The sequence below is a fragment of the Mesorhizobium sp. B264B1B genome, assembly GCF_020165765.1.
GTDB lineage: Bacteria > Pseudomonadota > Alphaproteobacteria > Rhizobiales > Rhizobiaceae > Mesorhizobium.
In genome coordinates, this window is record NZ_JAIUIS010000003.1 from 1 (window position 1) to 24,147 (window position 24,147).

At 64.0% G+C, this 24,147-nt stretch carries 16 protein-coding genes; 4 read left to right on the forward strand and 12 right to left on the reverse strand.

Features of this window, described 5'->3' with window-relative positions; genetic code table 11:
* Positions 1–72: 72 nt before the first annotated feature.
* Complete coding sequence (locus tag LB547_RS06625) at positions 73–1,125, reverse strand: threonine aldolase family protein (protein ID WP_140671436.1); 1,053 nt, start codon at positions 1,123–1,125, stop codon at positions 73–75.
* Positions 1,126–1,598: 473 nt separating this feature from the next.
* Between LB547_RS06625 and gltB the strand changes: the two genes are divergently transcribed.
* Both gltB and LB547_RS06635 read left to right on the forward strand, forming a co-directional pair.
* Positions 1,599–6,323, forward strand: coding sequence for a glutamate synthase large subunit (gltB, locus tag LB547_RS06630; protein WP_140513687.1), 4,725 nt, complete (start codon positions 1,599–1,601; stop codon positions 6,321–6,323).
* A gap of 142 nt (positions 6,324–6,465) precedes the next feature.
* The gene (locus LB547_RS06635) at positions 6,466–7,920 is read left to right on the forward strand and encodes a glutamate synthase subunit beta (protein WP_140761375.1); all 1,455 of its coding nucleotides are present in this window, start codon (positions 6,466–6,468) and stop codon (positions 7,918–7,920) included.
* 154 nt (positions 7,921–8,074) lie between these two features.
* Here LB547_RS06635 and LB547_RS06640 read toward each other — a convergent pair whose 3' ends face one another.
* Together LB547_RS06640 and LB547_RS06645 are read right to left on the reverse strand one after the other, a co-directional pair.
* Entirely contained in the window at positions 8,075–9,304 is a 1,230-nt protein-coding gene (locus LB547_RS06640; RefSeq protein WP_140761378.1) for a DUF459 domain-containing protein, read from the reverse strand.
* 27 nt (positions 9,305–9,331) lie between these two features.
* A complete protein-coding gene (locus tag LB547_RS06645) occupies positions 9,332–10,555 on the reverse strand; it encodes a lytic murein transglycosylase (RefSeq protein WP_140761381.1) in 1,224 nt (407 codons plus the stop codon).
* Between the two features lie 201 nt (positions 10,556–10,756).
* Here LB547_RS06645 and galU point away from each other — a divergent pair, with 201 nt between their 5' ends.
* The gene (galU, locus tag LB547_RS06650) at positions 10,757–11,671 is read left to right on the forward strand and encodes a UTP--glucose-1-phosphate uridylyltransferase GalU (protein WP_181168598.1); all 915 of its coding nucleotides are present in this window, start codon (positions 10,757–10,759) and stop codon (positions 11,669–11,671) included.
* A gap of 56 nt (positions 11,672–11,727) precedes the next feature.
* Here galU and LB547_RS06655 read toward each other — a convergent pair whose 3' ends face one another.
* The gene (locus LB547_RS06655) at positions 11,728–13,509 is read right to left on the reverse strand and encodes an outer membrane beta-barrel protein (RefSeq protein ID WP_181177986.1); all 1,782 of its coding nucleotides are present in this window, start codon (positions 13,507–13,509) and stop codon (positions 11,728–11,730) included.
* Between the two features lie 225 nt (positions 13,510–13,734).
* Here LB547_RS06655 and LB547_RS06660 point away from each other — a divergent pair, with 225 nt between their 5' ends.
* Entirely contained in the window at positions 13,735–14,736 is a 1,002-nt protein-coding gene (locus LB547_RS06660; RefSeq protein WP_140650187.1) for a KpsF/GutQ family sugar-phosphate isomerase, read from the forward strand.
* Positions 14,737–14,850: 114 nt separating this feature from the next.
* On the opposite strand, the gene LB547_RS06665 is transcribed toward LB547_RS06660, so the two are convergent.
* The 8 genes from LB547_RS06665 to LB547_RS06700 form a co-directional block, all read right to left on the reverse strand.
* Positions 14,851–15,315: an NfeD family protein gene (locus LB547_RS06665; protein WP_140496280.1), complete on the reverse strand. Its 465-nt coding sequence runs from the start codon at positions 15,313–15,315 to the stop codon at positions 14,851–14,853.
* A gap of 24 nt (positions 15,316–15,339) precedes the next feature.
* Complete coding sequence (locus tag LB547_RS06670) at positions 15,340–16,290, reverse strand: SPFH domain-containing protein (protein WP_140624323.1); 951 nt, start codon at positions 16,288–16,290, stop codon at positions 15,340–15,342.
* Positions 16,291–16,379: 89 nt separating this feature from the next.
* On the reverse strand, positions 16,380–17,624 hold the full coding sequence (locus tag LB547_RS06675; RefSeq protein WP_140761384.1) for an NAD(P)/FAD-dependent oxidoreductase: 1,245 nt from the start codon (positions 17,622–17,624) through the stop codon (positions 16,380–16,382).
* A 55-nt stretch (positions 17,625–17,679) separates the two neighbouring features.
* Complete coding sequence (gene hemH, locus LB547_RS06680; protein ID WP_140566191.1) at positions 17,680–18,744, reverse strand: ferrochelatase; 1,065 nt, start codon at positions 18,742–18,744, stop codon at positions 17,680–17,682.
* Positions 18,745–18,877: 133 nt separating this feature from the next.
* On the reverse strand, positions 18,878–20,896 hold the full coding sequence (locus LB547_RS06685) for a bifunctional metallophosphatase/5'-nucleotidase (protein ID WP_140761387.1): 2,019 nt from the start codon (positions 20,894–20,896) through the stop codon (positions 18,878–18,880).
* 204 nt (positions 20,897–21,100) lie between these two features.
* Positions 21,101–21,478, reverse strand: coding sequence for a hypothetical protein (locus tag LB547_RS06690; RefSeq protein ID WP_140496275.1), 378 nt, complete (start codon positions 21,476–21,478; stop codon positions 21,101–21,103).
* A gap of 186 nt (positions 21,479–21,664) precedes the next feature.
* A complete protein-coding gene (locus tag LB547_RS06695) occupies positions 21,665–23,110 on the reverse strand; it encodes a homospermidine synthase (RefSeq protein WP_140560308.1) in 1,446 nt (481 codons plus the stop codon).
* A 110-nt stretch (positions 23,111–23,220) separates the two neighbouring features.
* A complete protein-coding gene (locus LB547_RS06700; RefSeq protein ID WP_140522392.1) occupies positions 23,221–24,144 on the reverse strand; it encodes a heme-dependent oxidative N-demethylase family protein in 924 nt (307 codons plus the stop codon).
* Positions 24,145–24,147 lie beyond the last annotated feature (3 nt).

The following is a 24,147-nucleotide window of genomic DNA, read 5'->3' on the forward strand; positions in this document are numbered from 1 at the left end:
CCCCCCCCCCCCCCCCCCCCCCCCCCCCCCCCCCCCCCCCCCCGCTTCTTTTTTATTTGCCGAGAACAGCAATTATCCTGCGATCAACTGGCCAAAGCGGTCGACTTCCTCTGACGTCGTCGCAAAACTGGTGACGAAGCGATAGAGCAATTCGTCCTCGCCGATATGGCCTTCGAAGCCATGCGGCTTGTGCCAGTCGTAGAAAACAGCACCCGCCGCCTGCAGCCTGTCGGCTTCGGCTTTTTTCATCACCGCGAAAACCTCGTTCGCTTGCGGCAGCCAAGCCAGTTTCGCCGTCTCGGAATCTTCTATCGCCGCGGCAAGGCGGGCAGCCATGGCATTGGCGTGCCTGGCGGTGTCGAGCCACAGGCCGTCGCGGAAATAAGCCTCGAACTGTGCCGCGATAAAGCGCGATTTGGAAAACAGCTGGGCTGCGCGCTTGCGCAGGAAGGCCAATTCCCGGGCACGCTCGAGATCGAATAGCAAGATCGCCTCGGCGCACCAGCAGCCGTTCTTGGTGCCGCCGAAAGACAGTATGTCGACGCCACTTTTCCAGGTCATTTCGGCGGGCGTCGTGTCGAGCGCGACCAGTGCATTGGCAAAGCGGGCGCCGTCCATATGCAATGGCACGGAATGTTGCCGCGCGATGGCCGAGATCGCGGCGATGTCATGCAGGCCGTAGACCGTGCCGACCTCCGTCGACTGGGTGATCGAGACCGCCATCGGCCGGCCCCAATGGACCACCTCGCCGGCGAAACGGCCGATCGCCGTTTCCAGATTGTGCGGATCGATCCGGCCCAGCGCGCCATCGACGGCATGCAGCCGCGAGCCGCCGGAGAAATATTCCGGTGCGCCGCACTCATCTTCGATGACATGCGATTCGCGATGAGCGAAGGAAATGCCGCCGGGCTTGTTGTAGGCGGTCAGCGCCAGCGAATTGGCGGCGGTGCCGGTGGCCACGAAGAACACCGCAACCTCGCGTTCGAAGATTTCGCTGAAGCGCTGGCAGACGGCCTGGTCGAGCGCGCCATCGCCATAGGCAGTGGAAAAGCCGCCGGCGTGGGCCGAGAGGCCGGAGGCGATGTTGGGGTGGGCGCCTGCCCAATTGTCGGAAGCGAAGAACATGCATCTGCCTGTGCTGGGAAAATCGCTGCAACCTTGACCGGTTTCATGGCTGGCTCGCAAGGGCCAGACGCCAGAAAACGGGTAAAGCCAGCGAGCTGCCGAAAACCGGCAGGGACGGAAGCTTGCGTTTAGCGGGTATTTCACGAAGCTTTGTGTCGCGGAACGCCGAAGTTTTTTGTGAATCGGTCTTGTATGCGCCCGGCTTTTCTGCCATAAAAATTTAGGACAGTAGTGCTGTCTTATTTTGTCGCGCAAAACAGGCTGGATTGGCGTATTCTAAGCCTCTCCGGCTTTTGCCGCGAGCGACAGGTGGACGGCCGTGCTCTGGCCTGTACGATACCGGATGCGAACCGCGCGGCGAGCCGCATGGTTCGGCAAGGATTTCGCAAGACGTGCCGTAAGGATGAAGGGGAAGCAATGCGCTTCCCGAGGCAAACCAGCGCCCGCAAGGACGCGGAATGGAGGACAGGACGATGACGGAATTGACGCACGCTGCGACGAACGGCAAGGCCGCGCAGACGAAAGCGGCAGCCGTCAAAACCCTGGCCAATACCCGCCGCACCGGTTTGACCGCCCAGGGCCTTTACGATCCGCGCAACGAGCACGATGCCTGCGGTGTCGGCTTCATCGTCAACATGAAGGGCGCGAAGTCGCACACGATCGTCGAGGACGGGCTTTCCATGCTCGAAAACCTGACGCATCGCGGCGCCGTCGGCGCCGATCCGCTGATGGGCGACGGCGCGGGCGTGCTGGTGCAGATTCCCGACGGCTTCTTCCGCGAGGAGATGGCCGCGCAGGGCGTCGAGCTGCCGCCGGCGGGGCAGTATGGCGTCGGCCATTGGTTCATGCCGCAGGATGCCGCGCTGCGCGCCCATGTCGAGGACATCATTGCCGAATCGGCGCAGTCCGAGGGGCTGCCGCTGCTCGGCTTCCGTGACGTGCCGGTCGACAATTCGTCGCTCTCCAAGGCCCCGGATATCGTGGCATCCGAGCCGTTCCACCGGCAGGTCTTCATCGGACGCACGGCCGACATTCCCGACGACGAGGAGTACGAGGCCAGGCTCTATCTGCTGCGCAAGGTCATATCGGGCCGCATCTACGCCGAGAACGACAACAAGGACATCGGCGCCTACTGCGTGTCGCTGTCGGCGCGCACCATCGTCTACAAGGGCATGTTCCTGGCCTATCAGGTCGGAGCCTATTACAAGGACCTGTCCGATCCGCGCTTCGAAACGGCGCTGATCCTGGTCCACCAGCGCTTCTCCACCAACACCTTCCCCTCGTGGAAGCTGGCGCATCCCTATCGCATGGTCGCGCACAATGGCGAGATCAACACCGTGCGCGGCAACAACAACTGGATGGCGGCGCGCCAGGCGTCGGTGGATTCGGAGCTGTTCGGCAACAACATCTCCAAGCTCTGGCCGATCTCCTATGAGGGCCAGTCCGACACCGCATGTTTCGACAATGCGCTCGAGTTCCTGTTCCAGGGCGGATACAGCCTCAGCCACGCCATGATGATGCTGATCCCGGAAGCCTGGGCCGGCAACAAGCTCATGGACGCCGACCGCAAGGCCTTCTACGAATACCACGCGGCGCTGATGGAGCCGTGGGACGGGCCCGCCGCGGTCGCCTTCACCGACGGGCGCCAGATCGGCGCCACGCTCGACCGCAACGGCTTGCGGCCAGCGCGCTACATCGTCACCGACGACGACCGGGTCATCATGGCGTCGGAGGCCGGCGCGCTGCCTGTGCCGGAGGAAAAGATCGTCCAGAAGTGGCGGCTGCAGCCCGGCCGCATGCTCTTGATCGATCTTGCCAAGGGCCGCATCGTTTCCGACGAGGAGATCAAGTCGGAGATCGCCACCAGGCATCCCTACAAGACCTGGCTCGCCAATACGCAGCTCATCCTGGAGGACCTGAAGCCGGTCGAGCCGCGCGCGCTGCGCAAGGATGTCAGCCTGCTCGACCGCCAGCAGGCGTTCGGCTACACCCAGGAAGACACCAAGCTCTTGATGTCGCCGATGGCCACCACAGGCCAGGAAGCCGTCGGTTCGATGGGCACCGACACGCCGATCTCGGCAATGTCGGACAGATCGAAGCTGCTCTACACCTATTTTAAGCAGAACTTCGCCCAGGTCACCAATCCGCCGATCGATCCGATCCGCGAGGAACTGGTGATGAGCCTGGTGTCCTTCATCGGCCCGCGGCCCAACATTTTCGACCTGGTCGGCAGTTCGCGCCGCAAGCGGCTGGAAGTGCGCCAGCCGATCCTGACCAATGGCGATCTCGAAAAGATCCGCTCCATCGGCCACACCGAGGATCGGTTCGACACCAAGACGATCGACATCACCTATGCCTCGATCGAGGGCGCGGCCGGCATGCAGGGCGCCATCGATCGGCTGTGCGAGCGGGCGGAAGCGGCGGTCGCCGGCGGCTACAACATCATCATCCTGTCCGACCGCCAGCTCGGGCCGGACCGCATCGCCATTCCCGCGCTTCTGGCCACGGCCGCGGTGCATCATCATCTGATCCGCAAGGGGCTGCGTACTTCGGTCGGGCTCGTCGTGGAATCCGGCGAGCCGCGCGAAGTGCATCATTTCTGCTGTCTTGCCGGCTACGGCGCCGAAGCGATCAATCCCTATCTCGCCTTCGACACGCTGCTCGACATGCACAAGCGCGGCGAATTGCCGGAAGAGGTCGACGCCTACGAAGTCGTGTCGCGCTACATCAAGTCGATCGGCAAGGGCATCCTCAAGGTGATGTCGAAGATGGGCATCTCGACCTACCAGTCCTATTGTGGCGCGCAGATCTTCGACGCGATCGGGCTGAAGACCGATTTCGTGGAGAAGTATTTCACCGGCACCGCCACGCTGATCGAAGGCGTCGGGCTGGACGAGATCGCCGAGGAGACGTTCAGGCGTCATACGGATGGTTTCGGCAACGATCCGGTGCTGCGCAACAGCCTGGATGTGGGCGGCGAATACCTGTTCCGCATGCGTGGCGAGGCGCATATGTGGTCGCCCGACGCGGTCGCCACCTTGCAGCACGCCGTGCGCCAGGGGTCCTGGGAGACCTTCAAGGAGTATTCCGCGCAGATCGACAGCGAGACGGCGCGCGCGCAGACCATTCGTGGCCTGTTCAAGATCAAGCTGGCGGAAGATACCGGCCGCAAGAAGGTCCGTCTCGACGACGTCATGCCGGCGGCCGAGATAGTCAAGCGTTTCTCGACCGGCGCGATGTCGTTCGGCTCGATCTCCAGGGAAGCGCATACGACGCTGGCGCGCGCCATGAACGCCATCGGCGGCAAGTCGAACACTGGCGAGGGCGGCGAAGAGGCAGACCGCTATCTGCCGCTGCCCGGCGGCGGCAAGAACCCCGAACGTTCGGCGATCAAGCAGATCGCTTCCGGACGGTTCGGCGTGACGGCCGAATATCTCGTCAACTCCGACGTCATGCAGATCAAGGTGGCGCAAGGCGCCAAGCCCGGCGAGGGCGGCCAGTTGCCCGGCCACAAGGTCGACGCCACCATCGCCAAGGTCCGGCACTCGACGCCCGGCGTCGGCCTGATCTCGCCGCCGCCGCATCACGACATCTATTCGATCGAGGATCTGGCGCAGCTGATCTACGATCTGAAGAACGTCAACCCGGCGGCCGACATTTCGGTCAAGCTGGTGTCGGAGGTCGGGGTCGGCACGGTCGCGGCGGGCGTCGCCAAGGCGCGCGCCGACCACATCACCATCTCGGGTTACGATGGCGGCACGGGTGCCTCGCCGCTGACATCGCTCAAGCATGCCGGCAGCCCGTGGGAGATGGGCCTTGCCGAGACGCACCAGACGCTGGTGCTCAACGGTCTCAGGTCGCGCGTGGCGCTGCAGGTCGATGGCGGATTGCGCACAGGCCGCGACGTCATCATCGGCGCGCTGCTCGGCGCCGACGAGTTCGGCTTCTCGACCGCGCCGCTGATCGCGGCCGGCTGCATCATGATGCGCAAATGCCATCTCAACACCTGCCCGGTCGGCGTGGCGACGCAGGATCCGGTGCTGCGCAAGCGCTTCAAGGGCACGCCCGAGCACGTCATCAACTTCTTCTTCTATGTCGCTGAAGAGGTGCGCGGACTGCTTGCCGAAATGGGCTTCACCCATATCGACCAGATCATCGGCGACGCCGATCTCCTGGAAAAGCGCGACGTGATCCAGCATTGGAAGGCGCGCGGGCTCGACTTCTCGAGGATGTTCTACAAGCCCGATGCGCCACATGAGGCGGTGCACTGGACCGAGCGGCAGAAGCACCCGATCGACGACGTGCTCGACCGCAAGCTGATCGAGCTGGCCAAGCCGGCACTGGAGGCCAAGCAGCCGGTCAAGATCGAGGTCGACATCCGCAATGTCGATCGTTCGGCGGGCGCCATGCTGTCGGGCGAGGTGGCCAAGCGCTTCAGGCACAAGGGCCTGCGCGAGGATACGATCCAGGTGAAGCTGACCGGCACCGCCGGCCAGTCCTTCGGCGCCTTCCTGGCGCGCGGCATCTCCTTCGAGCTGGTCGGCGCCGGCAACGACTATGTCGGCAAGGGCCTGTCGGGCGGCCGCATCGTCATCCGGCCGCCGGATGAAGCCAAGATCGTCGCGGCCGAGTCCATCATCGTCGGCAACACGGTGCTCTATGGCGCTACCGAAGGCGAGGCCTATTTCGCCGGTGTCGCCGGCGAGCGCTTCGCGGTGCGCAACTCGGGCGTCGTCACCGTCGTCGAGGGCGTCGGCGACCATGGCTGCGAATACATGACCGGCGGCATCGTCGTCGTCATCGGCAAGACCGGCCGCAACTTCGCCGCCGGCATGTCGGGCGGCGTTGCCTATGTGCTGGACGAGGCGGGCGATTTCGCCGAGCGCTGCAACATGGCCATGGTCGAGCTGGAGCCGGTGCCGGAAGAAGACGACCTGATGGAAAAGCTGCTGCATCATGGCGGCGACCTCGACCACAAGGGCCGCGTCGACGTCTCGGGTGACATGACCAGCCATGACGAGGAGCGGCTCTATCAGCTGATCTCGAACCACGTGCACTATACGGGTTCGGTGCGCGGCCGCGAGATCCTCGACAATTGGGCGGCGTTCCGGCCGAAATTCCGCAAGATCATGCCGGTCGAATACCGCCGCGCGCTGATCGAGATGGAACGCATGCGCATGAGCGTGGCGGCCGAATAGATCTTCGCAAAGGCCGGGAAGCCCAGGCTTCCCGGCTCCATGTCACTGATAATTTGACCTCTCGCGGAAGGTTGCCACGGCTGCCTGAAGAGGTTAACGGGTGCGGCGAAAACCGCACCATCTGGACAGCAGGAACTGGACTATGGGCAAGGTAACAGGCTTTCTCGAGATCGACCGGCAGGTGCACAAGTATCAGCCGGCCTCCGACCGCATCCGGCATTTCCGCGAGTTTACGCTGCCGATGTCGGACAAGGAGGTCGAGAAACAGGCCGCGCGCTGCATGGACTGCGGCATCCCGTTCTGTCACGGGCCGACCGGCTGCCCGATCCACAACCAGATCCCGGACTGGAACGACCTCGTCTATAACAGGGACTGGGACAATGCGATCCGCAACCTGCATTCGACCAACAATTTCCCCGAATTCACCGGCCGCATCTGCCCCGCGCCTTGCGAGGAAGCCTGCACGCTGAACCTCGAGGACATTCCGGTGGCCATCAAGACGGTCGAGCAGGCGATCGCCGACAAGGCCTACGAGACCGGCCATATCAGGCCCTATCCGCCGGAGAGGAAGACGGGCAAGCGCGTCGCCGTCATCGGCTCCGGCCCGGCCGGCATGGCCGCCGCCCAGCAGCTCGGCCGCGCCGGCCATGATGTCCATGTCTACGAACGCGAAAGCCGGCCAGGCGGGCTGATGCGCTATGGCATTCCCGACTTCAAGATCGAGAAGCACTATATCGATCGCCGCATCGAGCAGATGCAGGGCGAAGGCGTGACCTTCCATTGCGGCGTCAATGTCGGCATCGACAAGCCCGTGGCCGAACTGCTCGCCGAGCATGACGCGGTGCTCTATTGCGGCGGATCCGAGACCCCGCGTGCGGCCAACATCCCCGGTGACGATCTCGGCGGCGTCTATGACGCGATGCCTTACCTGGTGCAGCAGAACCGGCGTGTCGGCGGCGAGCCGATCCAGTCGGTGGCGTGGCCGTCGCACCCGATCATCGCCAGCGGCCAGCATGTCGTCGTCGTCGGCGGCGGCGATACCGCTTCCGACTGCGTCGGCACCGCCTTCCGCCAAGGCGCCGTGCGCGTCACGCAGCTCGACATCCGTCCGCAGCCGCCGGAGAAGGAAGACAAGCTCGCCGTCTGGCCCTACTGGGCGACCAAGATGCGCACCTCCTCCTCGCAGGCCGAGGGCGCCGAGCGCGAATTCCAGGTGGCGACACTCGAATTCATCGGCGAGGAAGGCCAGCTGACCGGTGTCAAATGCTGCGAGGTCGACGACAAGCGCCGACCGATCGTCGGCACCAAGTTCGTCATCCGCGCCGATCTCGCCTTCATCGCCATCGGCTTTGCCGGGCCGGCCATGGCCGGCGTGGTGTCTGAACTGGAAGGTGAGATGAAGATCGTCACCGACAGCCGGCGCTCCCGCAATGTCGAGGCCAATGACCGCGACTACCGGACCAGCGTCGACAGGCTCTATGCCGCGGGTGACGTGCGTCGGGGCCAGTCGCTGGTGGTCTGGGCGATCCGCGAGGGTCGGCAGGCGGCGCGTTCGATCGACGAGGCATTGATGGGTTCGAGCGTCCTGCCCCGCTGAGCCCGTTTGGAAACTCTACTGCTGCGGCCATAAGGCGTTTTCTGCGCTTCCGGTGCTCCCGTACCCAAAAAGTACGCTCGCTCCGGTTCTTGAAAACGCCATCCTATGGCTCGCAGCAGCGAGTTCCGAAAACCGGTTTCGGCCCTCCGCGCTGCTAAGGAGTGATGGCCGTCGTCGTGCCAGCCGCGGCGGCCGCGGCTGCCGGATTTGTCTTCGGCGGCCAGGCGAAATCGTCGGCGCGGCCGGGCGAAGCCACCGGCGCCTTGCCCTCGACCACCAGTTTTTCGCCGGGCAGGCCCGGGTTGGCCTTCGCGGGCGGTCCGGCGCCGAGCAGTTCCGTGCCGCCGTCGAGCGCCGGATCGCTGAGCAGCATCGGCGCGGTGCGGTCAATGACGATGGGAGCGGCGGCCGGCGCCGGCGCCTCGACCGGCGCGCCGGCAGGAGCAGCGGTCGGGGCGACGCTTCCCGGCGCGGCCAGGCCCAGGACCTTCATCAACGGCTTTTCGGTATAGAAGGCGAGCTTGCGCTTGCCGGCCTTCGACATGTTGATGCCGTCATCGGAGCGCAGCCGCACGGGCTGGCCGTTGATGTCGGGGCCACTGGTGACGAAGGCGCCGTTCTCGTCGACGAATCCATCCCAGATATCGACGAATTCGCCGCCATGGCTTTCGGCCGCCTGACGGTAGATGTCGTTGAAGGCGAGCATGTCGGATGTCATCTTCGAAACCCTGAACGCCGGCATGCCGACCCACAGGAAAGGCACCTTGGCCGTGGCGATGGCCTTGCCGAACGCTTCGGTGCGACGTTCGTATTCCTTGGTCCAGCTCTCGGAACGGGGCTGCTCGCGCACATCCCCCACCTTCATCGGCTGGCGGTCGTTGGAACCGAGCATCACGACCACGGCGGCGGGCTTTTCGGTCTCTATCAATGATTTGATCTGTTCTGGCCAATTGTAGAAATCATCGCGCACGAAGCCCGACGAGCCATTGGAGCGAACGACGATCCTGACGCCGGTATTCTCGGCAAAGGCGGTGTCTAGACCTTCGGCGAGCCCGGCCGCCATGAAATCGCCGACCACCAGGACGACCCGGGCGTCCGGCGCCTTCTCGGCGATCGGGATTTCCGGTTCCGCGGGCGGACGCGGCGCGCGCGGCTTTTTTGCCTTGGGCCTGGGCCTTGGTTTCTGGATGTCCAGCGGCGGCTCGATCCGCTCGCTGCGGCGCGGGAACAGAAGGTCACGCAATGACCAGCCGCGGCTTTGCTGCTCCTGCGCCATGGCGGGCGCATGGAAGGCGCCTGCCATGGCGACGGCGAGCACGGCGACGGCCAGGAACAGCACCAGCATGCGGGGAACGAACGTCCCGATGCGCGCAGCCCAAGCCAATCGCTCCTCCTCAGTTCATGACAGGCCCTATTTTTGCCTGAGCCATTTTAGCACTTCCATGCTCGGATAGCCGTCCTGGGTCAAGCCGACCTTTGCCTGATAGGCCATGATGGCCGACTTCGACCCGTCGCCGATCTTGCCGTCGAATTTGCCATCATAAAGGCCGTGCTGGGAAAGCCGCTTCTGCAATTCCTGCCTTTCCTCGAACGTCAGCTTGGTGAAAGGCCGTTTCCAGTCCTGTACGAGGCCGGTGGAACCGGCGATCTCGTCGGCAAGAAGGCCAACGGCAAGCGCGTATTTGTCGGCATTGTTGTAGGCCTTGATGACCGAGAAATTCCTGATCATCAGGAAAGCGGGGCCGCCGCGGCCATCCGGTACTTTCAACGTCGCCTTGTCGCTGAGGTTCCTGAACGGCTTGCCGCTCGCCCTGACCACGCCGAGCGCCTGCCATTGCGCCAGCGTCCTGGAGCCTGCTGGCAGCTTGCCGGCCGGCAAGGCCACCTCGTAGCCCCAGGTCTTGCCGGCCTGCCAGCCATTCTTCTTGAGCAGATTGGCTGATGTCGCCAGCGCATCGGGAATGGAATTCCAGATGTCGCGCTTGCCGTTGCCGTCCATGTCCACGGCATAGTGCTGGTAGCTGGTCGGGATGAACTGGGTCTGGCCCATGGCGCCCGCCCAGGAACCCGTGAGGTGGCTCTCGTCGATGTCGCCGGTCTGGAGGATCTTCAGTGCGGCGACCAGTTGCGTGCGGGCATATTTCGACCGCTTCTGATCGCCATAGGCCAGGGTCGCCAGCGAGCGGACGACATTGCGCATGATGTCGTCGCGCTTGAGGATCTCGCCATAGTTGGATTCCATCGACCAGATGGCCAGCAGGACGTTGCGGTCAACGCCGAACCTCGCCTCGATCCTGTCCAGCCACGGCTTCCATTTCCTGGCCATCTGCTGGCCGACCGCGACCGACTGGTCGTGGACGCGGTTGTCGAAATAATCCCAGGCGGGCGCGGTGAATTCCGGCTGGGTTCGGGCTTTTTCCAGCACCACCGGATCGGGTTCGTCGATGCCCCTGAAGGCGCGGTCATAGACGGCGCCGGAAACGCCCCCCTGCACCGCGGTGGCGCGGAAGCCGGCGACCCATTGCCGGAAGCCGGCATCGGCGAAGGCCGGCCCGGCAGGCATCAGCATGGCGAGCGAGAGGCTGGCGGCCGTCATGACGCTGGTGAAACGCTTTGCGGCATTGCGAACGGACATCTTTTCCTCCTTCTCCGTCTTGGGAAAGACCATTCATCGCCGAACCAGGTTAGGAATTGGTTTACCATAGGCCGCCCCTGGAACGAAAAGGCGCCTCGATGCTTCTACCGGTGCAAGTTTCCCTTCATCCGCCCGATAATCCTCAATTCCGGCGTGAAAATGTCGCGGGGCGGGATTGCGGAGCCGGCCTGCAAACGGATAATTGAAGGCATGAAGAGAGTTCGCAAGGCAGTTTTCCCGGTCGCAGGTCTCGGCACGCGGTTTCTCCCGGCCACCAAGGCCGTCCCCAAGGAAATGCTTACCGTCGTCGACCGGCCCGTCATCCAATACGTGGTGGACGAGGCGCGCGAGGCAGGCATCGAGCATTTCATCTTCGTCACCGGGCGCAACAAGGCGGTCATCGAGGATCATTTCGATATCCAGTTCGAGCTCTATGACACGCTCGCCCAGCGTGGCAAGGACGACCAGCTCGCCAGGTTGCAGCGGCTGCAGCCCGGGCCGGGACAGACCAGCTTCACTCGCCAGCAGGTGCCGCTCGGACTTGGCCATGCCGTCTGGTGCGCGCGCGAACTGGTCGGCGACGAGCCGTTCGCGCTGTTGTTGCCCGACATGATCATGCAGTCGGAAAAGAGCTGCATGAGGGACATGGTCGACCTCTATGCCGAGACCGGCAACAACATCATCGCGGTTCAGGAATGCGATCCCGCCGAGACCCATAAATACGGCATCGTCGGCCGGGGCGAAGCCACCCATCATGGCTTCCGCATCACCGAGATGGTGGAAAAGCCGAAGACCGGCACCGCGCCCTCCAATCTCTACATCAATGGCCGCTACATATTGCAGCCCGAGATATTCAAAATCCTCGAAGGCCAGGAGAAGGGCGCCGGAAACGAGATCCAGCTCACGGACGCAATGCTGAAGCTGGAGAAGCAGCAGCCCTTCTACGGCTACCACTTTCAGGGCCGCACCTTCGATTGCGGATCGCCGGAAGGGTTCGTCGAGGCCAATGTGGCCTTCGCGCTCTGGCGCAACGACATGAACCAGAGCATGGCCGGCGTCATCCGCAGGCTTCTCGACGAGATGGCGCCTTCGGAGCACGTTGTGGCGGCGCTTTAAGGGAGGCGCTGTCTGGCCGATGTCTCGGATGCGGCACGCAGCTTAGCGGCCCGCGCTTACCGCTGCACCTTCAAGCCGAGATAGATGCTGTTGGCGGTGTAGTCGCGGCCAGGCAGGTTGCTGGTGAGCTTCTCGGTCCTGGCGCGGGTGGTGAGGCCGGCATAGCGGTTCAGCCACCATGTCAGCCCGGCTTCGGCGCTCAGCACCCTGTCATGGCCGTCTATGCCGATATAATCGCGCCAGTCCAGGCCCAGCGCGGCATTGCCGGTCAGGTTGGCGCGGATCTGGCGTTCGGCCGTGAGGCGGCCGGAATAGAGGATGTCGCCGCTTTCACCTGCGGTGGTCGTGGGCTCGACCGTGGTCCGCCCGGTCAGGCCGATCGTGGTGCCGCGTTCGGGCGACCATTTCAGGTCGGCGTCCACGGTGGCACCCGCAATCGCCCCCAGGCGGTCGTCGTCGATCGCTTCCCGCAGCCAGCCGGCCGAGAACTCGCCGGCGAGCTTCTCGCCCATGTCGAGCTCGAGGCCGGCGCGGGCACCAAGCCGCGTTGATGAACGCTCGAAACCTTCATTGTCGAAGCGTTGATCATAGGCCCTGCGCCCGAGCTCGATTTCGGTGAAAGGCGTAAGGGCAGGGGAGATTTCGTAGCCGGTGCGCAAGGTCGCCGTATAAAGCGTGGAGTTACGATCCTTCTGCGACAGCGAGGTGTCGTCAGAAAGCTTGGCGTCGCCATAGAAGTCGTGCGAGACCGCCCCGGTCAAAGTGTATTGCGCCTTGCCGACGTCCTTTTCGATGCCGAGGCTGCCGTCGATGGTCTGGCGCAGCGGTTGCTTGCTGACGCCTGCAATGGCGTCGGGCGACGAGGCCGATTCCGGCACGGCCTCGTAACCGAGCTTGGCGACGGCGCGCTGCTCGTTGTCGAGGTCGACATTGAGCTGGCCTTCGATGCGGCCTTGCTCATTGTGAACCGGGTAGCCCGAGACGGTTTCGCGGAAGAGGCCATAACCGTCAATGGTCGCGGAGTTCTCGCGCCAGTCGGAGGCGGCGGAAAAGCGCAGTGCCGTCTCGGACAGCAGCGCCGCTTTGCCGGCACTGCTGGAATCGCCGTTCGAGGTGGCGGTCAGGCCCTGCTCCAGCGTCGGCCTTATGACGAAGGAGCCCCATTTGATGCCTGGAGCGGCGAACGGATCGTCCTCGATTTTCTTCTTCTGCCCTTCGATGGAAGCGGTGCGTTCGGCGCCCGGATCGAGCTGCTGCCGGTCGACGCTGTCGATGGTGACGGCGCGGCGGTTGGCAGTCTCCTGGTCGGTGTCAGTATCGGTGCCAGTGGCGTCGGCATCGTCGGCCGTGCTGGCGGTGGTGGCCGCGTCGGTCGTCGCGGTGGTGTTCTTTTTCTTTGTCTTCGCCTTGTCGGCGGCCTTGTCCGCATTAGCCTGCCCGGTGGCCGATGGCCGGCGTGGCTTGGGCGGAGGCGGATTGTCGGCGGTCGCGTCGTCACCGGCCGCCGGCGGGTCGAAGATGCTGCCAGCGGGCGAGGCGGCACCGCTATCGTCAGGAGCAGCGCCGGCGCTGGCGGGCAGATAGGTGCGCGACGGCGTGTCGTCCTGACCGGCGGCATTCGCTGGCTGCTGTTGACCCTGACCGGCTATGGCGGCCAGTCTCGCCTTGCGCTGCTGGTCGGACAGGATCGCCGATTCCGAGACCTCGCCGCGCAGCTCCGTTTCCTGGGCGAAGGACAGCGTCGGTCGCGGCAGGCCGAAGATGCTGGTCGCCAGCAGCAAGGCGCAGGCAGCCTTGCTCTTTCGCCTTCTCGTCTTTTCTGACTGGGCCCCGGACATCGCCACCACTGCTTGCGCGGCGCGAGCGCGCCATACTTACCGAACCGTAAATGGGGATGGTTAACGGAGGGTTGAGGCGGGGGGCGATTGCTTTTCCAAGCGCTCATTGTTCCAGGCCTCGACATTTGTGACCTTGCGCTTCGTTCATTCGAACCGCTCTCCTAGACGGTCGGGGGAGGCATTTCCGTTGGACAGGCGCGGCACAAAGCGCTAATCGCATCGGCCATGGATGCGAGATCCCTCGACAAGAAGCCGTTGGACAGACAGGCCTCTATCGCTTCGGCACTAAGAACGGTGGCGACCGAACAGGCGGGAGTGGCGGCGCTGGCCGAGGCGCTCGAAAATGGGCTGGCGAAGCCCTTTGCCGAAGCGGTCGACATGATCTCGAGGATCGAAGGCCGGGTCATCGTCACCGGCGTCGGTAAAAGCGGCCATATCGGTTCGAAGATCGCCGCGACCCTGGCCTCGACCGGAACGCCGGCTTTTTTCGTCCACCCCGCTGAAGCCAACCACGGCGATCTCGGCATGATCGCCAGGGACGATGCCATCATCGCCATGTCATGGTCGGGCGAAAGCAAGGAGATGATGGGCATCGTCGCCTATTCCAGGCGCTTCTCCATCCCGCTCATTGCAATCACGTCCGGTGAGACATCGGCGCTGGCGCGCGCCGCTGACGTCGTGCTTTTGCTGCCGCGTGCGCCGGAAGCCTGCCCGCATGGCCTGGCGCCGACGACATCGGCACTGCTGCAACTTGTGATGGGCGACGCGCTGGCGATCGCCCTGCTCGAGGCGCGGGGTTTCACGCCCGATCATTTCCGCACCTTCCATCCCGGCGGCCAGCTCGGCGCCAACCTGATGCAGATCCGCGAGATCATGCATGTCGGCGAGAGGTTGCCGCTGGTCGTTTCGGGCACCGGCATGCAGGACGCGATCCTGGAGTTGTCGCGCAAGGGCTTCGGCTGCGTGGCGGTCACCGCCGCCGACGGCGCGCTGATCGGCATCGTCACCGATGGCGACATCAGGCGTCACATAGGCAGCAACCTGACGGCGATGACGGTCGATGAGGTGATGACGAGATCCCCCAAGACCGCCGCGCCGGACACGCTGGTGGCGACCGCGCTGCAGACGATCAACAATTCAGCCATCACCAGCCTGATGGTGGTGGAGGGCAACAAGCCTGTCGGGCTCGTCCACCTGCACGATCTCTTGCGCATCGGCGCCGCGTAGGGCAGTTCACCGTTTCACGGAAACGGCGAACTGCTCTATCTCTTTGTTTCTGCACAATTCCGGACGGAAAACCGTACACACTTTTCCTGGAATTGCGCTAGCGCGGAGCCGGTTTCACACTCGCTCGACGGTCAGTTCGAGATCGGTGTCGGCGGCTCCGGTGACGCGCACCTGGGTGCCGGCCGGCAGGTCAGGGCCAGAGACGCGCCACAGCGTGTCGCCGAGCTTGATGCGGCCGCGGCCGTCGCGGATCGGCTCGGCCAGCGTCGCCATCCTGCCGATCATCTGCGCGCCACGGCGGTTGAGCAGCGGCTGGTCGGTCGGCTCGTCGCGTCCGCCGATGAGTTTCTTGCCGACCAATGCCGAGACCAGCGACAGCGCGAGGAAGACGAGCACCTGGACCTGCCAAGTCCAGCTGGCCGCATCCCAGACCAGCAGCGATACCGCGCCGACGATCAGCGCGGCGATGCCGGTCCACAACATGAAGATGCCCGGTGCGATGATTTCCATCGCCAAAAGCACGAAGCCCAGAACCATCCAGTTCCACGGGCCGAGTTCGGAAACGATGCGGTCGATCATGGTTTTGATCCACTCACAAAGACATTAGTTGTCGCTCGGCCTGACGACCGGAGGTCGTGAGACCTGCCGTTGCGTGCCGGCCGGCCCGTCGCCCTTGAACACTTCCCTGGCGATCTCGCCGATGCCGCCCAGCGAGCCGATCAGCGACGACGCTTCGAAAGGCATCAGCACGATCTTGCTGTTGGTGGCCGAACCGATCTTGCCCAGCGCTTCGGTGTATTTCTGGGCGACGAAGTAGTTGAGCGCCTGCACATCTCCCTTCGAGATCGCTTCCGACACCACTTGCGTGGCGCGGGCTTCCGCTTCGGCGGAGCGTTCGCGTGCCTCGGCATCGCGGAAGGCGGCTTCCTTGCGGCCTTCGGCCTCGAGGATCTGCGACTGCTTGAGGCCCTCGGCGGCAAGGATCTGCGCGCGTTTGTTGCGTTCGGCCGTCATCTGCCGGCCCATCGATTCGATCAGGTTGGCGGGCGGATTGATATCCTTGATCTCGACGCGGGTGATCTTGATGCCCCAGGGATGAGCCGCTTCGTCGACCACGCGCAGCAGGCGCTCGTTGATCGCGTCGCGGTTCGACAGCAGCTCGTCGAGATCCATCGAGCCCATCACGGTGCGGATGTTGGTCATGGTCAGGTTGAGGATGGCGTTCTGCAGGCCGGAAACCTGGTAGGCCGCCTGCGCCGCGTTGAGGATCTGGAAAAAGGCGATGCCGTCGACACCGACGATGGCGTTGTCGCGGGTGATGATCTCCTGGCTCGGGACGTCGAGCACCTGCTCCATCATGTTCAACTTGGCGCCGATGCGATCGATGAACGGCACGATGAGGTTGAGGCCTGGCGACAGCGTTTTCGTGTAACGGCCAAAGCGTTCGACCGTATAATTGTAGCCTTGCGGGATTGTCTTTATGCCTTTGAACAGCACCAGCACGACAAGAGCGACCAGAACAATAATCGCGATATCGAAACCACTGAAATCCATTTGGCTCTCCCTCAAGAGGCAAGCCATGGGAGCCATTCTCCCGCAGCCGGCTTCAGCAAACACTTAAGTGTGTTTCAACAACGTTACAATCAGGTGATAAGGGATTGTTTGTGTTGCTGCTGCCGGTGGCTGAAGGCGAACAGGCTTGCGTCCGTATCTTCCGATCCGGCCATGGCGGCAGAAACGATTTCGGAAGCGATTTGCGAGAAGGCGATGCCGTTGCCGCCATAGCCCATCACGGCCTGGATGCGCGGATGCCCAGGGATGGCGCCGATATAGGGCAGGCCGGTGGTTGTGGTGCCGAAGGAGCCGGTCCAGGCGAAATCGGGCCTGGTGTCCAGATCCGGGAACAGGCGGCCGAGCTTCCTGGCCAGTCTCAGGCTCTTGCCGGCGATCAACGCGTCACGCCGTTCCTTGTCGATAAAATCCTCGTCTTCGCCGCCGCAGATCACCCTGCCGTCGGCTGTCGCCCTTGCATAAAGATAGGGGTCCGACGCTTCCCAGATGAGGGCCGCGTCCGGCCAGATCTTTCGCGGCTGCGAGCGTGTGGCGATGGCCCATGTCGAGATGACGCGGTGGGCGGCTGCCGGCACGATGTCGGTCAACTCGTAGCCGGTCGCGAGCAGGACGTGCTGCGCGGTGATTGTGGGGCCGCCCCTGGTGGCGACGACGACCTCCTTGGCGCTGTCTTCGATCGTGGTCGCCTCGACCGGGGCGTAGAGGCGCGCCTTGCGCTCCAGCGCTTTCAGCAGCAATCCGGCGGTCAGTTTGCGCGGATCGAGCGCGATGTTGCCATGGCTGAGGATGGCGCCGTCGCGCTCGATGCCGAATCGCGCAGCCAGCGGCGCAGGGGCGAGATAGGTCGCGGCGATGCCCGCCTGTCGCCGCGCCTCGGTCTCGTCACGCAACTGCGATGGGCCGAGCACGGTACCGGCCAGATAGAGGGAGGGGGCGCGGCTCAGGCGGCAGTTGATGGAGAGCTCGGCTATGCGGCCGGCAAGGTTGGAAACGGCCAGACGCGAGCGCCGCCAGGCCTGTTCCGCCGAGGCCTTGCCGATCATCCTGCCGAGTGCCGTCAGCGGCTGGTCGATCTCGAACTGCACCAGGGCGGTGGTCGCCGACGTCGACCCTCTCAGCGGGCCGCGCCGGTCGATGCAGACCACCGAATGGCCGTCCGCCGTCAGCGCTTCTGCGATCATGGCGCCGCTGATGCCCATGCCTATCACCAGCACATCGGCCTTGGCGTCACGGGTCAGAGCGCTTGTCGGGACAGCGGGTGCCCGATAGGCGGACCAGACTGGCCGGCCGCTTCTGAGGTCGAGCTTGCGGGGCATCGATGGTCTCCGGAGGGCGCGCCTCAACGCCCCGGAACGTCCATTGTTCCCGGTTTCAGATCCAGCCGGACAGTTCGCGCCGCACCATCGCCTCGATCACCGCCATGCCTTCGGGACTGTCGTTGAGGCAGGGGATGTGCGCGAATCTTCCGCCGCCGGCATGATGGAAGGTTTCCGCCGCCTCGCGGCCGATCTCGTCCAACGTTTCGATGCAGTCGACGGAAAAGCCGGGGTTGACGATGGCAATCGATTTCACGCCGTCCTTGGCCAGTTTCTCCACCGTCTTGTCGGTGTAGGGCTGCAGCCATTCCTGTGCGCCGAAACGCGACTGGAAGGTGGTGATCAGCTTCTTCTCGTCCCAGCCGAGCCTCTCGCGCAGCAGCCGTGTCGTCTCGAGGCAATGCTCGCGGTAAGGATCGCCTCTGTCGGAATAGGGTTTCGGGATGCCGTGATAGGAGGTGATGACCACCTCCGGTTCGAAATCGAGGCTGGCCAGATGCCGTTCGATCGAATGGGCGAGCGCCTCGATATAGACCGGTTCGGCATAGTAGGGCGGCACGCTGCGGACGGCAGGCGCCGCACGCATCTTCATCAGCGCCCGGAACAACTGGTCATTGGCAGTCGCCGTGGTGGTGGCCGAATATTGCGGATAGAGCGGAAAGGTCAGGATGCGGTCGCAGCCCTGCGCGACCAGGCTTTCGGCGACGCTCGCGGTCGAGGGATTGCCGTAGCGCATCGCCCAGCCGACGACCACGTCGGGCAGGTCGCGCAATGCCACGGTCAGCTTCTCGGCCTGGGCGCGGGTATAGGTGCGCAGCGGCGACTCGTTGTTCTCGCGATTCCAGATCCTGGCATAGTTGGCGCCCGACTTCTTCGGTCGCGTGGTCAGCACGAGGCCATAGAGGATCGGATACCAGATCGCCTTGTTGAGTTCGATGACGCGCGGGTCGGACAGGAATTCGCGGAGATAGCGCCACATCGGCCTGAAATCGGTGCCGTCCGGCGTGCCGAGATTGACCAGCATGACGCCGACCTTGCCCGCCTTGGCCGGCGAATGTCCGGCCGGTCTCGGTCCCACGGTCCTCGCGGGCTTGGCGTCGACAGGGATGGAAGGCGGCATTGCGGGTCTCCGAACACGGCGCGAAAGTAGCGACGCCGCGCTGCTTTTCAATGCAGCGTCTGGCCGCACCTTACCAAAAACAGGACGCCCGCCCTGTTTCGGCGGGTGTCCCTGCGCGCAAAGGCGAAGGCGGTTACCTCGGCGGTATGGTCAAGGTGGCGCCGACCGGAAGCCGGCGCGGTTCGTAGCCCTTGTTGGCTTCGGAAATGACTTTCCACCTGGTGCCGTCGCCATAGGCCTTCTTTGCCAGGTCCCAATAGGTATCGCCGGCGACGATGACATGGCTGGTTTCGGCCGGTGCGGCCTCGGCGGGCTTTGCCGGCTCAGCCGGCGCGGGGGTTGCCGGGGCAGGGGCGGCTTCGGTAGGCTTTGCCGGTTCCGCAGGTGCTGGCGTTGCCGGAGCGGCAGGCGTTGCCGGCGCAGGCGCGGCCTCGGTCGACACGGCCGGCGGCGTGTTGGCGATATCGCCGGAGTTGGCAGGCAGGTCGGGCATTGCTTCGGCTGGCTTGGCGGGCTCCGCCGCAGGCGCGGCCGCTGTCGTCGCGGCGATCTCGGTGATGCGGCCGTCGAGCTTGGGCGTGTAGGGCCGGTGCGCGCCGAGATAGTCGGCGACCACCTGTTCGAGGCCGGGGCCGTAATCATAGGCGTTCTTGGCCTTTTCGGCGAAAACCTTGTAGCCGTCGCCGCCCTGGCGGACATAGTTGTTGGTGGCGACCAGATAGTCCTTGTCGGGATTGAGCGGCGTCCAGGCGCCGTTCTCCATCACCTCGACAGACTTGACGCGGCCGGCATTGGCCGGGGCGGATTTGTCGAAGGCGTATTTCAGGCCGGCCACCTGCGGGAAGCGGCCGGCGCCGTCCTCGACCTGGCTGAGACCGCTTTCGAGCCCGGCAACGAGGTCCTTGCCCGAGATCTGGAAGGTCGCCAGCGTGTTCTGGAAGGGCAGCACGGTCAGCACCTCGCCCATGGTGACGGTGCCCTTGTCGATCGAGGCGCGCAGGCCGCCGCCATTGGAGATGACGATCTCGACGCCCTGTCCCTTGACGCGGTCGAGGATGGCGTCGGAGACGAGATTGCCCATCGCGCATTCGCGGGCGCGGCAGCTCTCGCGGCTGCCGTCGATGACGTCGGTCGTCTCGGCCACTTCCTTGTTCTTCAGCGCTTCGATCGGCGCGCCGAGCTCCTTGATGCGGGCGAGCACCGCGGGATCGGGCGTGATCGACTTGTCGAGGAGGATCGGGTCGCCGCTCGCCGACTTGACGACGCCATTGTCGTCGAACACGACCTTGAACTCGCCGAGATATTTCGAATAGGACGCCGCCTGCACGACCGGCACCTTGTAGCCGTCCGGATTGTCGACCATGGTCGGATAGGGGCCTGCCGCCTTCGGATCGGTGTTGGACAAAAGCGTATGGCTGTGGCCGCCGACGACCACGTCGACGCCCGGGATCTTCGCTATGACATCGCGCTCCCTGTTGTAGCCGATATGGGTCACGGCAATGATCTTGTTGACGCCCTCTCCCTTCAGCTTCTCGACCTCGGCCGTGATCGACTTGACGTCGTCCTCGATGGCGATGTTGGGGCCGGGAGTGGCGAGTTCGGGCGTATCGTTGGTGACGGCGCCGATGATGCCGATCTTCTGGCCGCCGACCTCGACGACGATGGACGGCTTGACGCGGTCACCGAGCTTGGACTGCGCGTTGGCTTTCACATTGGCGCCGAGCACGGGGAACTTGATCATGTCGAGGAACGGCGCCAATGCCGTTTCGCCGTCGTCGAATTCATGATTGCCGAGCGCCATGGCATCGAACTTCATGTCGTTGAGGAACTCGCCTTCGGCCTTGCCCTTGTAAGTCGTGTAGAACAGCGAACCCTGAAAATTGTCGCCGGCGCTGAGCAACAGCACGTTCTGGCCTTCCAGCTTCTTGCGCTCCTGCGCGATCGCCGTGACCAGCCGGCCGGCTCCGCCGACGCATTCGCCCTTTGTCTCCTCGTCCGCCGAGCAGGTGGATTCGTATTTGTTGTTGCTTTCGATGCGGCTGTGCCAATCATTGATGTGCAGGATATTCAGCGTGTAGTCGGCAAAAGATGCGCCGGCCGACAGGCCCAGCGTCGACGCGGAAAGGGCGGCAATGGCGGCAAGCTTTTTCATCTTCGTCTCCCGGATAGGCTGATCAGAGCCGTTTAGCGCTCTTGCTTGACCGGTCTCTAACAGCCGGCTTTTTCAGCCATGTTCCCATCGCGTTCCGGAGCATGCAAGGGGAAATCGGGGCAAAATCCCGTTGATCCCTGCTGGGCACAAAAAAGGACGGCGGCCATTGGCCGCCGTCCTTTGCAGGTCTGAATGCCTGGTGGTTCAGGCGCGCCGGGTCAGCACGAAATTCTGGCCGGAGCCGCTGGTGCAGTTGAGCTGGCTGGTGGACACCAGCAGGCAATTGAAGCTCACCGGCGTCTGCCGGATCAGCGAGGTACCGTGGATCTCGACCGAAGTGGCGCCGGTCATCGTATAGGTGCCGTCGGACAGCTTCTGGCCGGTATCGGTCGCTACCGTGGTGAAGGTTCCGCCGGCAAAGGTCGAAAGACCGGTGCCCTTGGCGTCGATCCAGGAGCCTTCGACGCCCTTCGGCGCGGCCCCTATCGACGGCTCGTCGGGACCGCTGGTTGCACAAGCGGCCAGCCCCACCATCGTGGCCGCCGCAACACTCATCGAAAGAATCTTGCGCGCAATGGTCATGTAAAAATCCTCTCCTCGCCCGTCGGCCCGAAATCGGAAAACGACTTTCGGAAAGCACGGTGCATGCATCCAAGTTTCAAGAGCGCAGTTCATGCGTCCAGATGGACGCGGCTTGCTCCCGTCCGCATCCTTCAATCGCCCGATTTCCGGGCGATTGCAAGGCAGTGAGGCATGCTTGGCGCGACGCTATCGCACCAGGATGTTGCGGAATTGCCACGGGTCGTTCCGGTCGAGGTCCTCCGGAAACAGGCCGGGCCGATTATCGAGCGGCGTCCAGTCGGTATAATAGCCCTTCACCGGTCCGAGATATTGCGACTGCACGTCCAGACAGCGCTTGTAGTTCATCTCGTCGGCCTCGACGATGCCGGCTTCGGGGTTCTCCAGCGCCCAGACCATGCCGGCCAGAACCGCCGAGGTGACCTGCATGCCGGTGGCGTTCTGGTAAGGCGCCAGCTTGCGCGCTTCGGCGAGCGACAGTTGCGAGCCGTACCAGTAGGCGTTCTTGTCATGGCCGTAGAGCAGCACGCCGAGCTCGTCTACGCCGTCGACCAGTTCGTTTTCGTCCAGCACATGGTGTACCGGTTGCGCCTTGCCGGCAGCGCCGAACATTTCATGCAGCGACAGCACCGCGTCGTTGCAGGGATGATAGGCGTAGTGGCAGGTCGGGCGGTACTGAACCTTGCCCTTTTTGGACCGCACGGTGAAGAAGTCGGCGATCGAGATCGCCTCGTTGTGGGTCACCAGGAAGCCGTATTGGGCACCTGGCGTCGGGCACCACGAGCGCACGCGCGTGTTGGCGCCGGGCTGCTCCAGATAGATTGCGGCCTTGGAACCATGTTTGTGTTTCTTGCCGTTCTTGGGCATCCATTTCTCATGCGTGCCCCAGCCGAGTTCGGCGGGCTGCAGGCCCTCGGAGATGAAGCCCTCGACCGACCAGGTGTTCCAGAACACGTCCATCGGCTTCGGCTTCTTGGTGCGCTGGGTGTCGCGCTCGGCGATGTGGATGCCTTTGACGCCCGCCTTCCTCATGAGCTTCGCCCAGCCCTCGCGGTCTTCCTGCGCGGGTTCCGAAAACTCGAGGCCGAGATCGGTGGCCAGGTTGACCAATGCCTGCTTGACGAACCAGGAGACCATGCCCGGATTGGCGCCGCAGGTGGAGACCGCCGTCGCGCCGCCGGGCTTGTCGTGCTTTTCCTTGAGCAGCGACTCGCGCAACGCATAGTTGGTGCGGCTGGCATTGTCGGCCTCGGCATCGAAGTAGAAACCGAGCCATGGCTCGACGACCGTGTCGATGTAGAGCACGCCGAGCTTGCGGCAGAGCCGCATCAGATCCACCGAGCCGGTGTCGACCGACAGGTTGACGCAAAAACCCTGGCCGCCGCCATTGGTCAGAAGCGGGGTCAGGAGCTTCTTGTAGTTCTTCTCGGTCACCGCATCCTGCATGAAGGTGATGCCGCGCTCGTCGAGCAGCGCGCGGTCGGTGCCGCGCGGGTCGATAACCGTCATGCGCGATTTGTCGAACTTGAAATGGCGCTCGATCAGCGGCAGCGTGCCCCGTCCGATCGAGCCGAAGCCGATCATCACCACAGGGCCGGTGATCTCACCGTAAACGGGCCAGTTTTCATTCGCCATTTTATCGAGCACTCCTTCAGACAGGTGCAAAACCCGGGCATTCTCGCCCAACGGGCATGCGCTACATCACAGATCATTGTCATAAACCAGTGAAAAGCGCCAACCGCCGGTCAGGCGGCGTTCGCCATTTGGTTAAGGACGCCGACCAGCCGGTCGCGGTCTGATGTCAAGCCCTTGTAATCGAGCTGGGCGATGTCGAGCGCTTCGAGCTGGGCAGCGAAAGCCGGAGCCAGCGTCGCCCGGTCGGGGTGATGCGCCAACGCCGCCAGCGGGTCGAGATGAATGCGGATGGTGAACAGGATGTCGCCCGAGACGGGCAGTTTTCGAAGCGTCTGCCGCTCGACGCGGATGAAGGCGTGGGCATTGGCGTCGCCATCGGCAAATCGCGACGGGCGGCTGGCGGCGCGCTCGATTCGCTCGACATTGGACAGCGGGTGGTAGAGCGCATCGCCCGATTGAATCGACCAGTTGTAGCGCTCCACGGCCTGGCCCTGGAGGCCGTCGAACATGCGGTTGATCAGCTCGGCCGGCCGCGTGCCAGGGCCAAAACCCGGCACAGGCGCATGGATCTGCTGCAACGGCTTGCCGAATTTTTCGAGCAGCGACCAGGACGAGGGAAAGCAGAGCGAGCCGGCGGCGAGCCGCCAGCCGTCTTCGCCGCGGCGCATCAGGATCAGGTCTTCCTGGACGAGCAGCGAGGCCGCGACAAGCGGCGCCTTGGCGAAGTCGCCCTCGGGATTGCCGGCGGCGCCGATCACCTCGACCCCGCCACTGGCACGCCGATGGGTCTCGGGAAATGCCCGCGGCAAGTGCGCTTCGAGCAGGTCGAGCACTTCGCGCTGAGCATCGCGCGTGCCGTCTTCCTCGACGAACACGGTGCCGGGCATTTCGGCATAGAGCCGCTGCTTCTCGGCGAGGAACGGCAGGAGATGTTCGTCGACTTCGATCCAGTCGGCCAGGGCAAGCGGCTTCAGCCCGATGGTGAACAGCTTGGACGAGCCATCATAGGGCGTGTGGGTGGGCAGCGATGTCATGCT